Origin of the sequence: Thalassotalea hakodatensis (genome assembly GCF_030295995.1) — a bacterium.
Taxonomy (GTDB): Bacteria; Pseudomonadota; Gammaproteobacteria; order Enterobacterales; family Alteromonadaceae; genus Thalassotalea_C; species Thalassotalea_C hakodatensis.
The window spans coordinates 2,090,353-2,105,443 of record NZ_AP027365.1; the positions used below are offsets into that span (position 1 = coordinate 2,090,353).

The following is a 15,091-nucleotide window of genomic DNA, read 5'->3' on the forward strand; positions in this document are numbered from 1 at the left end:
ATCCTGACTATTTAGATTGATGCTAGCAGATAAGTAGTCAAGCTCTGATGCAATGACGATATCAATTCTATTTTTGAGTAAGGCCTAAAGGCAGAAAGCGAATTAATATAAAAATGATAATTTTCTCTGCCTTCTACAGTAAATTTTTTCACATCATGGGTATATATGTTTCTAACCAATCCAATTCGATAATTGGCACGCCAGTTGGGGCTGTTCATCTCTATATTGATGTCTTTTCTGCTGTAAAAAGAAATGGGTACTGTTACAAAAGGGGTGGAGGTTAAGGCTAGACCTTGTGAGCTTGTTTTGGGTTTGACAGTTGTTTTAAAGTTAGGTAAACCAATTAAAGCCAGTGCCATATTACCATTTCTTGTTTCGGTAAATGCCCTCATTATTGGATGTTCAATTTCTTTAAGCAAATAGCCCATATTCTCGAAAGTTTTATTCATCAGACAGTAAGCATGCTTCTTTACTTCAAGCCTTAGAGATTCAGGTACAGCAAAGGTAAGTGTTTTCTTTGTCGATGTAGTGGTTGTCGTACTTTGTTCGGACTTGTTATTAATGGCAAGGCAATTAGAACTTAACGTAGTTAAGAAAGAAAATAGCAACAATCTTAACCTTAGTGATTTTGCCATCAGGGTTACCTAAAATAATTAATCTTCCTTTTATAATAGAAGGAAGATTAATTAGAGCAAATGTAATGGGTTTTTATTTGATTAAAAAATAATTTAGTTAGCGAAAAAATAGCGCTCAGATAGTGTATTTGATTTATCGGTAACAATTAGCTGGCTATGCTTATCAAGCATAGCTTCATTGCTTAAGATTGTATTATTAGCATTAACAACTTTTATCGATCCACCTGTAATCGGTTGAATTAGTTTTAAAGCATCTGCAACTGTATGCAGTTTTTCTGCACTAATTGTTTTATTCTTGTAGTTAATGTCGATGGTGTCAGATTTAAGTAATCCACCAATAACAGATATTTCTTCCGCTCCGTATATTGGATATTTCCCGACAATAGGCGCATCGGCAAAGGTTTGGGTTTTTAGTAACTTGACACGAATAAAACGAGCCGTTTTTGCTATACTATCGCTGGTGGTGCCAATAACCGTATTGCTCTCTTGGTTAACAGCTACTTGGTAGCTCTCAGAAAATACATCAAAAGTTTGTTTGAAATCTTTTGCACTTTCGATGCTATACGCCATAGGGCCAACGTTGAGCATGTCGATATGTTGTGGCCAGACAATTTCAACGCGATCAATATAATATTCGGCGCCTAAGTCGACTTTCCACCAGTGCGGTGCTTTGCCCATAGCATTCCAAATATTAACGTCTTCCATATCATCAACCATACCGGTAATGATGTTATCGTTTGCTTTGGCTGCACTCATGATAGGAATATCAATTGGCCCAATAGATAAGTTAGCAGCTATTTCAGCACTGGCAGATGTTGGTTTAAAAGCCGATAGGGCTGCACTATCAAATGTATATTCTTGGCTGGTTTTGCCATCTTGCGCCGTTACTTTAATGATATCGCCACTATTAAGAGCAAGTTCATGTTGACCTTTTATCAATTCGACGCTGCTATCGCGCGGATATTCAAGCACAGTAGGTAAAGTTGAAAAACTGATGCCATGAGGTAAGTTATAAATTTTCCCATTTACGGTATCTATGCCCAAAAGCTTAGCGCTAATTTTGGTATCAGTGCTGTTCACGCGTGTTAAGTGAATGCTATCAACGATCTTTCCTTGATTGTTTGCCACTTCAATAAGGTTATCACCAAGTGTTAGCTCAACTTGTGGCCAAATAATTTTTTTATTGCCATTAAGCTCAAGCTTACCAAGAGATTGTTTATTAACGAACAACTCAAGTTCAGCTTGGTTACTGTACACTTTAATGTCTATTAGCGCTTGGGTTCGAGTTGAAAAGCGGCGACCAGTTATATGAGTAACAGGCTCTTTTGCCCAGTTAGCTTTATACCAAAAGAAGGCATCCTTTTTTACTTTTCTATCAAAGGTGACCAAGCCTTTATCATTACGACCGGGTGTATCACCTTCATCACGGTTATCAACGGCAAAGTCAGCCAATACCCACAAGAATTTGCCCCAAACATAGTCTCTATCTTGTAAGTCTTGCCAATAGTGTTCATGAAAAATGGCTTGATATTCTTCACTGTGATCTTGCATGGTTGGCGTATCAGTGTGAATTTTGTCACTGGCTCCGGCGCCAAATTCACTCAGCGCGATAGATAAATCGGGCGCGCTTTCACGGGCATGATCCATAAATTTGGTAAAATCACTAAAACTGCCGTAATACCAAGCATAGTAGCGATTAAATGAGGTGATATCCGTTGTTGTCGCCAGCGGATCTTGTAATGCCTTTTCGCCGCTTGCCGCAACGGCTGCTGTGGTAAGGCGATTAGGATCTTCAGCTTTTACTAAAGTATTTAGCTCTTTTACGATTGGTCTTGGATCAGGCCCTGGTTTTAAGGTGATTTCGTTGAACAACCCCCAAAACATTATCGAACTGTGGTTATAGTTTTGTCTGACCAGCTCTAAAGCTTGCTGTTTTACGTTATCAGTAAAGGCTTGATTAGTGTTAATGCGGTTAATCAATGGCACTTCTGCCCATATTACTAAGCCTATTTCATCAGCGCGCTGATAAACATAATCATCACGTTGTTGGTGGCCTAAACGTACACCTGTAGCGCCTAACTCCAACATTAGCTGAATATCTCGTTCGTGATCTTCTTGATTAATTGCTGTGCCTTTTTTCGGGAAATCAGCCATACGGTTTATGCCGTAAAGCGGATAAGGTTTACCGTTTAAAATAAACCCTTGGTCTTTATCGACACGGAAATAACGTAAGCCCAATTGTTGATTAATTTGATCAACCACTTTGCCGTTATGACTGATTGTGGTTTCTCCTTGGTATAAATAAGGATCGTCTAAACCATGCCATAAATGAGGGTTTTCAAGCGCAATTTGGCTAGTATATTCAACAGATGCTTGCGCCTTTATCTGAAGTTGTTCACTGGTTTTGGCAACAATAGTATTGTTAGCATCACGCAATAAGTTGGTAATAGTAATGGTTGCAGCTTCACTATTTTCATTAAAAAGTTTAGTACGTACATCGAGTTCAGCCTTTTCATTGCTTATATTAGTTTGTGACCAATAAACGCCACTTGAGGCATAGTCTAAATTGTCTATGTGGATGTTATTACTGGCAATTAAACGAACCTTGCGATACAAACCGCCAAAAAAAGTAAAGTCAGCAGAAAGCGGGGCAACGGTGTCGTCTACTTCATTGTTAACGGTTACCACCACGATATTATCTTGGCCAAGTTTTACCTGCTTAGTAATGTCAAAACGAAATGCGGCATAGTTACCTTTATGTTGACCGACTTCTTTGCCATTAACATAAACAGTTGCCGTGGTGGTTGCGCCATCAAAATGCAGGTAGATTTTTTTATTGGTAAACTTTTCATCTAAGGTGAATGTACGTTTGTATGTGCCTGTGCCGCGGTAATAATCGCCACCACCGTCTTGGCCATCTTTTGCGTTCCAAGTATGCGGTAAATTAACTGTTTGCCAATTTTCTTTAGCAATACTATGCGCTATGACAGGCGAGGTTTTGCTAAATTGCCATTGGTTATTTAGTGGCTGAATAACACGACTATTTACGATAAATGATTTTTCTTTTGGAAGTACCTCATCCGAAGCACCGAAAAAAAAGTATGCAAATAAACTGATTAAAGTGACGGCAAGTCCGATGATAAACTTATACATATTGAAGCCTGTTGTTAATTATGTATTGTTATCATGTCATGGCAAACTGAAGTGTATCTTAAAAAAAAGAGCCCCATAAAGGAGCTCTGTTGTTTATCGTCTTAATTCATTATTAGGCTAAAGATTTCTTAGCAACAACATTTTCTGAACTGGTGTCGTTGTCCCATAACTTCTCCATTTCTTCTAAGGATTTTCCTTTTGTTTCAGGAACAAACTTCCAAACAAATAATGCCGCCAATAAACTCATACCGCCGTAAATCCAATAAGCAAAACCATGATTAAATTGCTCTGTTAAATAGGTATTGTTGTTCATTAGTGGGAAGCTCCATGACACTAAATAATTGGTGATCCATTGTGCAGCTACCGCGACAGACATTGCTAAACTACGAATTTTATTCGGGAAAATTTCAGACAGTAACACCCAACATACTGGTCCCCATGATAGAGAAAAGAAGGCGACGTAAGCTAACATGGCGATTAAAACAGAAATACCCATGCTCTCGGTATAGAAGCTAAATCCTAGTGCCGTCATTGCAACGCACATGCCGAGCGCACCAATGATCATTAGTGGTTTTCGACCAAATTTGTCTACGGTGAAAATAGCTACCAAAGTGAATATCACATTAAAGGCGCCAACAATAATGGTTTGTAGCATTGCTGCATTAGTACCTGAACCCATATTCTTAAATATTTCAGGCGCATAATAAAGCACGGCATTTATACCAATGAGCTGTTGAAACATTGACAGCAAAATACCAACAACAAGCACCATTAATCCAAAAGAGAATAATTTACCTGAAGTATGATGACTCAATGATTCTTTAATTTCAGAAAATTCAAGTTCAGCTTCTTTTGGCCCATGTAATTTAGCTAGCGTATTTCTTGCTTCTTTATCATGACCATTTATTGCATGCCAACGAGGACTTTCAGGAACCGTAAATAATAAGAAAAAGAAAAGGGCTGCTGGTAGCATTTCAGAGGCGAACATATAGCGCCATCCTAACGTTTGTATCCATGACTCACCACCTTGTAATGCGATAAGGTAGTTAACAAAGTAAACGACAATAATACCTGTAACAATAGCCATTTGGTTAAATGAAACTAAACGTCCACGAATTTTTGCCGGTGCAATTTCTGCAATATAGAGCGGCGAAAGCATTGATGCCATACCTACGCCAACACCACCCAAAATACGATAAAAAATGAACTGAGGTAAGGCTTGATTAGCTTCTGAACTACCAATGGCATAAAAACCCATTTCAGGTATCGCTGAGCCTAAGGCGGAAATAAAAAATAATGCAGCACTAACAATTAACATTTTCTTACGGCCATACTTTTGACTAAGTACTCCGGCAATTGCTCCACCAATGACACAGCCAATTAATGCGCTTGATACCAATGTACCCAGCAGTGAGTTAGCTTCGTATTCAGCTAAGCCTAAAGGAGCAATAAAAAAGGCATCAAGGGAGCTAACTGTTCCTGAGATTACAGCGGTATCCCAGCCGAATAGCATGCCCCCAAGGGCTGCTACTAATGTTAATAGTGTGATGTAGCCTGAACTCTGGTTATCTTGTTGATTCGTCATGTTAGCAATTAAATTCCGAAATAATAGTTTGTACCCTATAGATAACCCTACAAAGCTTAAATAAGCCTGAATAGGGCATTTCAGGTAGAATTCAGTTTGACTGAATAGACTAACTTATATGGTGAATATCGAACGCTTTAACATTGCAGGGAGTTAGTTATGGAACCTACTTTTGAAAATGTACAGACTAATGAGGGAAGCTCATTTTGTTGCTTCAAGGTTAAATGTCATGATTTAAACGAAGATCATAGTTGGCACTTTCACCCTGAGTATGAACTTGTCTGGAACATTAGTGGTGAAGGTACGCGCTTTGTAGGCGATAGTGTCGATACTTATCTACCAGGAGATATGATTCTCATTGGCCCAAACGTACCTCATTGTTGGCAAAGTAGTACAAATAAAGGTCATAAAGAATCAGAATTATTGGTTATTCAGTTTAAACCAAGTTGTTTTGGTGACGGTTTTTTGCAGTTACCTGAAGCGGGTTTAATTAGTCGTTTATTAGATAATGCAAGTAAAGGCCTTGAAATATTTGGGGAAACATCAGAAAAAATAGCAAAGCAGCTTAGTTTTTTGTACCAACAACAAAGTATAGATAGATTACTCTGTCTTATTAAAATTCTTGATCAGGTTGCAAATTCAGATGACGTAAAAGTGTTAACTACACCAGAATACGATCTTCATTCTGATATTAATAATACAAATTTAAGACGAATAGAAACTATTTATAGTTATGTCAGAGCAAATCTAGGTGATGATATCAATCAAACTGAAATTGCCAATAAAGTAGGCCTGACTACTCAAGGGTTCAGTCGATTTTTTAAAAAATATACAGGTCTGACATTTGTAAAATTTGTTAATACCTTAAGAGTAAATGAAGCTTGCCGTTTATTAGTTAGAGAAAATTACGATGTAACCCAAATTGCTTATATGTGTGGATATCAAAATATATCTAATTTTAATCGCCGTTTTCAAGAAATTAAAAGCTTAACCCCAAGTGAATTTAGAAGTGGATACCGTCAAGGTAATAAAGTGCCTTACTCAAAAGCAAGTTAAGAGAGATTTTGATTTTGAATACAGTTCGCTTTATTAGTCTTGCACTTGTTTGTTTGTTATCAGTTTATTCTGTATACGCCACAGAGAGTGTAAATCATGATTTTCAAAAAGAAACTCATCTATCAAACAAGCAATGTATTTCGTGTCATAAGCAATCACAACACGATTGGAATCAATCTGATCATGCTAAATCAATGGCTATAGCGGATAAAACCACGGTGCTTGCTAATTTTGATAATGTAAAAGTAGAGCACTACGGCCAAAAAGCACATTTCTTAGTTAAGGGTGGTTTTTATCAGGTAACTATTTCTTATGATGATAAAATAACTACCTATCCAATAATATACACGTTTGGTCATTTTCCATTGCAGCAGTATTTAGTTGAAACGGAGCAGGGAAAGCTGCAAGTATTACCTTTTGCATGGGACAGTAGAGCCAAAGAAGAGGGCGGTCAACGCTGGTATCACAATTATAGCCATGAAGAAATTCGTCCAGAGGACAGATTACATTGGCGTCAACCGTTACAAAACTGGAATGGTATGTGTGCTGATTGTCATTCAGATGGTTTGATTCGACAATATAATCCAGAAATGAATGGTTTTAATAGTCAGTTTGATAACATTAATGTCGGTTGTTTATCTTGCCACGGAGATATGTCAGAGCACGCTAATAAAAGTACTAATCGTAATGTTGTGGCAGATACTATTTCAAATAAACATCCAACAGGAAAATGGCTTCGAAGTATTGGTGAGAAAACGGCTCATTGGGAAGGTAAAAAGCGTGATAATCGCTTTATGGATGGGTGCTTTGCATGTCACTCATTACGAACGTCATTGACTGATGGGATTACACCTAAAGCAGCTTTTTTAGATCAATTTACCCCTCAGCTTTTATCATCACCAAATTATCATGCTGATGGTCAAATAAAAGAAGAAGTCTATGTTTATGGTTCTTTCTTACAAAGTAAAATGTTCACTGCAGGTGTTAATTGTTTAGATTGTCATGACAAACATACTATGAAGCTTAAGTTTGAAGGCAATACCACTTGTCTGCAGTGTCACGGAGCTGAAACTTATAACGCAAAATCTCATCATCAACATGAAGAAATGAGTGAGGGAGCACAATGTGTAAATTGCCATATGCCAACCAATCGGTATATGGGGGTAGATGACAGGCGTGATCATAGCTTCAAAATTCCAAGACCAGATCTATCAATTCAATTTTCTACCCCTAATGCATGTACACAGTGCCATATTGAAAAAACTAACCAATGGGCGGTTGAAAGTTTAGAAGAGTGGCACGGTAAGCCAAATGCACTATCTAAGAATAAGCAGTTATTAATGGCTTTAAATAATGGTCAAGCTATTAATCTTGAAGATCACTTAAGTATTATTGCTGATGAAGACCTTGATGTGATCAGTAGAGCAAGTGCACTTCAGATGCTGAGTTTTACTACACCATCACTTTCTGGTGAAGTACTTAAGCCATACTTAACTCATCAGGAGTCATTATTCAGGTTAAGTGCTGTGAATGTTGGTGCGTTACTTTCACCAACGGAAAGGAAACTACATATTAGCCCTTTGTTAGGGGATAAATTTAAATCTATTCGCGTAGCGGCAGCAAGAACATTAGCGTCGAGCTATGACTCTGATGATAATAGCCCAGACTTTGATAAAGCATTTAACGAGTTAATTCAGGCGAATAATATCAATAGCTGGCGTGGTGAAGGTTTGGCTAATCAAGGCGTCTTAGCAATAGAAAGGAACAAATTAATGGATGCGGAAAAATCGTTTAAGCAGTCGATTAAAATAGATCCTTATTTTGAAGCTAGTTATATTAACTTAGCGGATTTATATCGTGTTCAACAGAAACCTTTTCTAGTCGATGCTATTTTGAAAAAAGGGATTAAATATAACCCAAAATCAGCAGATTTACATTACGCTTATGCCTTATATTATGTTCGTCAGAAAAAACTAGGTAAGGCATTGGTGTTTTTGGATAAATCAATGTTCTTGATGCCTAGCAATGCGCAATACGCTTATACTTATATTTTGGCGTTAGACGGCGCTGGTCTGGGTAAACAAGCTTTGAATAAGTTGAAAACAATAATTATAAATTATCAAAACAATGCACAACTGAAAGAATTAGGTTTGTATTTATCGCATAAATTGAATTCGAGAACAGAATACGATTGGTTTATGAAAATATAAGTAATCCTAGCTCATAGTGGGGGCGTATTCGTCATCGATTCTTTAATCTAAAATACACAGGTTTAGTTAAATAACTAGTTGGCGCTTTTTATCTTCATGTTTCTGTACCTTCTGAAATTGATATAGCATCTTCAATTTCAACGTATAAACGTATAGTTATTACCCGCATTCTGTAGTTTTGAATGCCCAAGAAGCAACTGTATCGCTCTTAAGTTTTTTGTTAAAGCGTAAATCAATGATGCTTTGATATGACTGAGAGAGTGTGTGTCATACTGAGCTATAACTAGGCCTAGTTTTGACACCCAATTCTTTACGATATTAGCATAATAGTGATAACAAATATGGTGACCTGATTTTCTTGAGTTAGGAAATAAAAAATCAGACAAAGATAGTTCATTTGTACAAATCCATTGATTCTCAAGCATTGTTGAGTCTTGGGTGTTATTTCAAATTGAATTTCTTTATGAATTTTTCTTGCTCTATCATCGCACAAGATTGAACTAGTGATGCGGATGATAAATCTCGAACTTTTAAACTTATTAAGTCACAAGATCTAAGTTTACTATCTATGGCTAAATTAAAGAAAACTAGTTGCTCAAGTTTGTTTTCAATTTCTAGTCGAATCCTAATCAACCAAATTTCTTCAAGTTTAAATGCTTTCTTTTGTCCTACACGCTTACCTTTATTTCAAGCTGTTATTGCTAATTCCCGTAATAAATATTGAACTAAAAGTTAAGTCAATTATTTACTCAATAAAAGATCATAAATGTCACAAAATTATTTTGAAGTTTTTAGAGAGATATGAATTCCCTTAAGCCACAACCAACTGTTTTTAAATAAAATATAATAAATGTTTAATTGAATGCTTGATGTAAGTTTAGGTATGTTAAGAACGCTCTAGGTCACGTTTTTTTTGTGACGAGGAATGCTGGAAATATAAATAGCCCTAAGGTCAAAAATTGCATATTTATGCACTTTTTGATTGATTTACGCAAAGGTAAAAAGTGCAAAACGAGACGAAATGTCTCACTGAGGTCACAAATGAGCTTTCAACTGTATTTTGTTTTTTTTGTAAAGATAAATAAAACTAAGGAAAATGAAAAATATTTAACCAAAACATTTAAATTAGTAATCTATTTTACGTGACGTAATTCTATGTCACATTACACTGATTTTGATAAAAGTAGAGTAGTGCAATAAACTTTGTTTCTTTAATTGATTGATTTTAAGTGGTAAAATTGGTTGCGGGAGCTGGATTTGAACCAACGACCTTCGGGTTATGAGCCCGACGAGCTACCAAGCTGCTCCATCCCGCGACAGGATATCTTTTACTTTTGGTATTAGATATTTTTATGAAAAATTTGGTTGCGGGAGCTGGATTTGAACCAACGACCTTCGGGTTATGAGCCCGACGAGCTACCAGGCTGCTCCATCCCGCGTCCGAATGACCTACAAAAAGTAGGAAAGCCAAGTTGTTTTGATTCAAACTTAAGAAAGGAACTGACGACCTAAGGTCGTACATCCCGTTTAAGCTTTATTTTAATTCTAAACTTAGTAAAGAATTGGTTGCGGGAGCCAGATTTGAACTGACGACCTTCGGGTTATGAGCCCGACGAGCTACCAGGCTGCTCCATCCCGCGTCCGAATGACCTACAAAAAGTAGGAAAGCCAAGTTGTTTTGATTCAAACTTAAGAAAGGAACTGACGACCTAAGGTCGTACATCCCGTTTAAGCTTTATTTTAATTCTAAACTTAGTAAAGAATTGGTTGCGGGAGCCACTATTTTGAAGAGAGTGAACTGATGACCTAAGGTCGTACATCCCATTTAAGCTTTATTTTAATTCTAAACTTAGTAAAGAATTGGTTGCGGGAGCCAGATTTGAACTGACGACCTTCGGGTTATGAGCCCGACGAGCTACCAGGCTGCTCCATCCCGCGCCTGTATCTTCCAACCTTGTTGAAAGCGAGGCGTATGTTAGTGATACTTGGTTGAGAATGCAAGGCGTTTTCGTAATTTTTTTTCTGTTCGTACGTTAGTTAAGCAACTCGTTCTTTTTTTCTTCTTTTATCACCCCCTTTAACTGAAAAGCACTATTCGTATCTATGCTTATTGTTTATAATTGCGCTCTACTCTCATTTGGAACCCTGTATGGAAATCAACTCTACACAACAATTTTTAGCATTAACGTCACCTGGTATTGAAATACTATTAGCGCAGGAGCTTAGTTCACTTGGTGCAGAGAATGTCGTACAAAAACCTGAGGGTGTTTATTTTTCAACGTCAATTTCGCAGGCTTACCATATATGTTTATGGACTCGATATGCTTCTAGAGTATTATTACAGTTGTCTTCTAGTGATGCGGATAATAAAGAAACATTGCATCAAGCTGCTAGTGAAGTTGCTTGGTCAGAAGTCTTTGAAAGTGATACAAGTTTTGCAGTTGATTTTGTCGGTAAAAGTAGTGAAATAAGAAACAGTCAATTTGGTGGTTTAACGGTCAAAGATGCCATTGTAGATCACTTTCGCGATAGTGGCTTAGCTCGTCCAAATGTTGATAAGTATCAGCCAGAGATAAGAATTCAAGCAAGATTGCTAAAAGGGCAGGTGCGCTTTTATCTTGATTTTTCAAGTCGTTCATTGTTCCAGCGTGGTTATCGTGAAACTACGGGTGCTGCACCCCTTAAAGAAAATCTTGCCGCTGCAATTATCACGAGAAGTGGTTGGTTAGACAATCAAAATAAACCCTTGATTGATCCAATGTGTGGTTCGGGCACATTATTGATTGAAGCCGTGTCGATGGCCATTGGTTGTGCTGCAAATATTCGTCGTGAAAACTGGGGCTTTGCGCATTGGTTACAACATAATGAACAATTATGGCAAACACAATACGACCAAGCTTACGAAGCAACGGAAGAAGCACTTAAGCAGTTTAATGGGAAAGTTTATGGATACGATTCAGACGGGCGTGTTCTAAAAGCAGCAAAACAAAATGCACGTAACGCTGGGTTTTCAGATTTTATCGAGTTTACCGAAGCAGATGCAAACCACTTAACAAATAAATTTAGTGAAGATGGACATATTGTATTCAATCCACCTTATGGTGAACGGATAGGTGAATTACCCGAGCTTGTTGAAACATTTGTTCATTTAGGTCAGTCATTTAAAGAAAATTTTGATCAGTGGAAAATAGCAATTTTCACTGCGAATACGGAATTACTAACACTATTAAAGTTGAGTAGTAAAAAACGCTATAAATTTAAAAATGGACCTTTAGATTGTCAACTTGCTTGTTATGACATCAATGATAAACAACGAGAAAAAGATCAAATAACGCCTCAATCTGATTTTGATGGTAAAGACTCAGCGTTTGCTAATCGCTTATTAAAAAATCGTAAGAACCTAAAAAGTTGGCTTAAAAAAGAACACGTTGAATGTTATCGCCTTTATGATGCTGATATTCCAGAATACAATGTAGCTGTTGATGTATATGGTGATTATCTTGTTATCCAAGAATATGCCGCACCTGCAAATATTGATCCTAGTAAAGCCGCAAAACGGTTGCAAGAAGTGCTTTACTTTGCCCCTAAAACACTCAATGTACCGGCTGATAAAGTCGTTATTAAAACCAGAGAAAAACAAAAGGGCACTAATCAGTATCAAAAATTAGCACAGAAAAAACAAGCCATTACGTTAACTGAATATGGTGCGAAATTTTCAATTAATCTATGGGATTACCTTGATACAGGGCTTTTTCTTGATCACCGAAAAACACGCCAGCTTGTTGCAGAAAAAGCAAAAAATAAATCATTGTTAAACTTGTTTGCTTACACGGGTTCTGTGTCTGTTCAAGCGGCATTGCATGGTGCTAAATCAATTACAACCGTTGATATGTCAAATACTTACTTATCTTGGGCACAAGAGAACTTTCGCCTTAATAACTTATCGGGTAAACAGTACCAGTTTGTTCAAGCAGACTGCTTAGCCTGGCTAAAAGAAAATAAACAATCGTTTGATGTTATTTTTATCGATCCGCCAACATTCTCAAATTCAAAACGTATGGAAGACAGTTTTGACGTACAACGAGACCATGTAGATGTGATACGCGATGCCCTTAATTGCTTAAGTGAAAATGGTGAAATTATTTTTACCAATAATAAACGCAACTTTAAAATAGATCACGAAGGCTTATCGGCATTAGGTTTTACTGCAAAGAATATTTCTGATCAAACACGTGATAAAGATTTTCAGCGTAATAAACATATTCATAACAGTTGGCTAATTACGCGAGCATCTAAATAAATGCAGGCTGAATATTATTTATATAGTAGTGAAGGCTGTCATTTATGTGAGCAAGCGTTACAGATGTGTAACCCTTTTATTGCAAATGGAAAGCTAAGTGTGATTGATATTGTTGAGCAAGAAGAACTTGTTGAACAGTACGGGGTTCATATTCCTGTTTTAGAACGATTAGATAACGGCGAAAAACTTTACTGGCCATTTACACCACAACAAATAAATGAATTAATAACAGAATGGAATTAATAAGAATTACACAAGGCGAATTAGCTTTTGGTACTGATAGCATACTCGATCATGCTGAACTAAGAATAAAGCAAGGTGAACGTGTTTGTTTAGTTGGCCGCAATGGTGCTGGTAAATCATCATTATTAAAAATTATTAATAAATCGCAATTACTTGATGATGGTGAATTTGTTATATCAAATGATGTTCGTGTCGCCATGCTTGAGCAAGATCCGCCTGAATCATGTGATATGTCGGTTTTTGACTATGTTGCACAAGGTATTGCCGAAAATGCGGAGCTGATCCAGCAATATCATCATTTAATTGCGGTTATTGCAGAATCACCATCAGAAGCAAACTTAGAAAAACTTTCTGTCATTCAACAAGCACTTGAACAAGCCAATGCTTGGCAAGATGAGCAACGTATTGAGCAAGTATTAACAACGTTAGCTCTTAATGCTGAAAGTAAAGTCAGTGAGCTATCAGGGGGATGGTTACGCAAACTTGCTTTGGCAAAAGCGTTAGTATCAAATCCTGAAATATTATTACTAGATGAGCCGACCAACCATTTAGACATTAACAGTGTGTTATGGCTAGAGCAATTCTTAAAAGAGTTTAAAGGTACTATTGTTTTTATTAGCCATGACCGAGCATTTATTCGTCGTTTAGCAACACGAATTGTTGATTTAGATCGTGGTAAACTCACCAGCTACCCAGGGAATTATGATGTGTATGTTGAACAAAAACAGCATGATTTACAGGTTGAAGCACAACAAAATGCACTTTTCGATAAAAAATTAGCTGAAGAAGAAGTGTGGATAAGACAAGGTATAAAAGCGAGAAGAACTCGCAACGAAGGTAGGGTTAGAGCACTAGAAAAGCTTCGAAGCGTTCGAAAGCAGCGCCGAGAATTAACGCATCAAAGTGATATGAAAATATCTACAGGTGAACGTTCGGGCAAGTTAGTGTTTGAATCCGAGCAATTAACCATTGCTTTTGACGATAAAGTGATTATTAATCAGTTAGATTTATTAATTACTCGTGGCGATCGGTTAGCGTTCATTGGTGCTAATGGCACAGGTAAATCAACACTGATCAAGTGTTTAATGGAGCAATTAACGCCAACTAAAGGAAAAATGCGTAGCGGTGTTAATCTAGACATTGCTTATTTTGATCAGCATCGCGAGGCGTTAGATCCCGATAAAACCGTGCAAGATACCGTAGCAGACGGTAAGCAAGATGTTACGGTTAACGGTCGAACTCGACATGTTTTAGGTTACCTTCAAGACTTTTTATTTAGTCCTAAGCGGGCAAGAACCCCAGTTAGAGCTTTATCAGGTGGCGAAAAAAATAGATTATTACTTGCACGGTTATTTTTAAGACCAAGTAATTTGTTGATTTTAGATGAACCAACCAATGACTTAGACATAGAAACTTTGGAATTATTGGAAGAAGTCGTTGCAAATTATGCAGGAACCGTTATTTTAGTCAGCCATGATCGCGATTTCGTTGATAATTGTGTCAATGCTTGTTTGTACTTTGATGGTACCGGCAACATTACCCAGATTGTGGGAGGATATGATGATGTTGAACATTATGTTGCACGTGTTGAAGCTTCTCGTAAAGCTCATCATGGCAACGAAGATAATACACATCATTCCGTTACAAAAGATAACAGTCAGCAAGAACAACCAAAGCAAGCGGTTAAAAAGAAGTTATCGTATAAAGATTCAAGAGAGCTCGACGCTTTACCCGAGCTTATCGATAATTTAGAAAATGAGATAACAGAATTACAAGCACAAGTGAATAAAGGTGATTTTTTCACGCAAGAACAAAACGTCACGCAGAAAATATTGAACCAGCTTGAAGAAAATGAGTCGAAACTCGAAGTTGCCTATGCAAGGTGGCAAGAATTAGATGAAATATAGAA

Annotated in this window: 9 protein-coding genes and 4 tRNA genes; 5 read left to right on the top strand and 8 right to left on the bottom strand. The window is 37.2% G+C overall.

What is annotated here, in order from left to right; genetic code table 11:
* Positions 1-11: 11 nt before the first annotated feature.
* From QUE72_RS09055 to xylE, 3 genes are all read right to left on the bottom strand, one after another.
* On the bottom strand, positions 12-635 hold the full coding sequence (locus tag QUE72_RS09055; protein ID WP_286272892.1) for a hypothetical protein: 624 nt from the start codon (positions 633-635) through the stop codon (positions 12-14).
* Between the two features lie 93 nt (positions 636-728).
* Entirely contained in the window at positions 729-3,788 is a 3,060-nt protein-coding gene (locus QUE72_RS09060) for a glycoside hydrolase family 2 TIM barrel-domain containing protein (protein WP_286272894.1), read from the bottom strand.
* Positions 3,789-3,900: 112 nt separating this feature from the next.
* Positions 3,901-5,373 carry a D-xylose transporter XylE gene (gene xylE / locus QUE72_RS09065; protein WP_286272896.1) on the bottom strand — a complete coding sequence of 491 codons (1,473 nt, stop codon included), beginning with the start codon at positions 5,371-5,373 and terminating at the stop codon, positions 3,901-3,903.
* 159 nt (positions 5,374-5,532) lie between these two features.
* Here xylE and QUE72_RS09070 point away from each other — a divergent pair, with 159 nt between their 5' ends.
* Positions 5,533-6,429, top strand: a complete 897-nt coding sequence (locus tag QUE72_RS09070) for an AraC family transcriptional regulator (RefSeq protein WP_286272897.1) — start codon at positions 5,533-5,535, stop codon at positions 6,427-6,429.
* An 8-nt stretch (positions 6,430-6,437) separates the two neighbouring features.
* A complete protein-coding gene (locus tag QUE72_RS09075) occupies positions 6,438-8,639 on the top strand; it encodes a hypothetical protein (RefSeq protein WP_286272899.1) in 2,202 nt (733 codons plus the stop codon).
* Between the two features lie 137 nt (positions 8,640-8,776).
* On the opposite strand, the gene QUE72_RS19005 is transcribed toward QUE72_RS09075, so the two are convergent.
* The 5 genes from QUE72_RS19005 to QUE72_RS09100 all read right to left on the bottom strand — a co-directional run bounded on the left by QUE72_RS19005 (position 8,777) and on the right by QUE72_RS09100 (position 10,577).
* The gene (locus tag QUE72_RS19005; RefSeq protein WP_407704964.1) at positions 8,777-9,064 is read right to left on the bottom strand and encodes a tyrosine-type recombinase/integrase; all 288 of its coding nucleotides are present in this window, start codon (positions 9,062-9,064) and stop codon (positions 8,777-8,779) included.
* Between the two features lie 814 nt (positions 9,065-9,878).
* Positions 9,879-9,955, bottom strand: a tRNA-Met gene (locus QUE72_RS09085).
* Positions 9,956-10,001: 46 nt separating this feature from the next.
* Positions 10,002-10,078 (bottom strand) — tRNA-Met (locus QUE72_RS09090).
* A 124-nt stretch (positions 10,079-10,202) separates the two neighbouring features.
* Positions 10,203-10,279: transfer RNA gene (locus QUE72_RS09095), tRNA-Met, on the bottom strand.
* Between the two features lie 221 nt (positions 10,280-10,500).
* Positions 10,501-10,577 (bottom strand) — tRNA-Met (locus tag QUE72_RS09100).
* A 211-nt stretch (positions 10,578-10,788) separates the two neighbouring features.
* Between QUE72_RS09100 and rlmKL the strand changes: the two genes are divergently transcribed.
* From rlmKL to uup, 3 genes are read left to right on the top strand one after another with little or no spacing between them, the layout of a single operon-like run.
* Entirely contained in the window at positions 10,789-12,939 is a 2,151-nt protein-coding gene (rlmKL, locus tag QUE72_RS09105) for a bifunctional 23S rRNA (guanine(2069)-N(7))-methyltransferase RlmK/23S rRNA (guanine(2445)-N(2))-methyltransferase RlmL (RefSeq protein ID WP_286272901.1), read from the top strand.
* Entirely contained in the window at positions 12,940-13,182 is a 243-nt protein-coding gene (locus QUE72_RS09110; protein ID WP_286272903.1) for a glutaredoxin family protein, read from the top strand.
* Entirely contained in the window at positions 13,173-15,089 is a 1,917-nt protein-coding gene (uup, locus tag QUE72_RS09115; protein WP_074500104.1) for an ATP-binding cassette ATPase Uup, read from the top strand. The genes QUE72_RS09110 and uup overlap by 10 nt, the downstream gene beginning before the upstream one ends.
* The last annotated feature ends 2 nt before the right edge of the window (positions 15,090-15,091 follow it).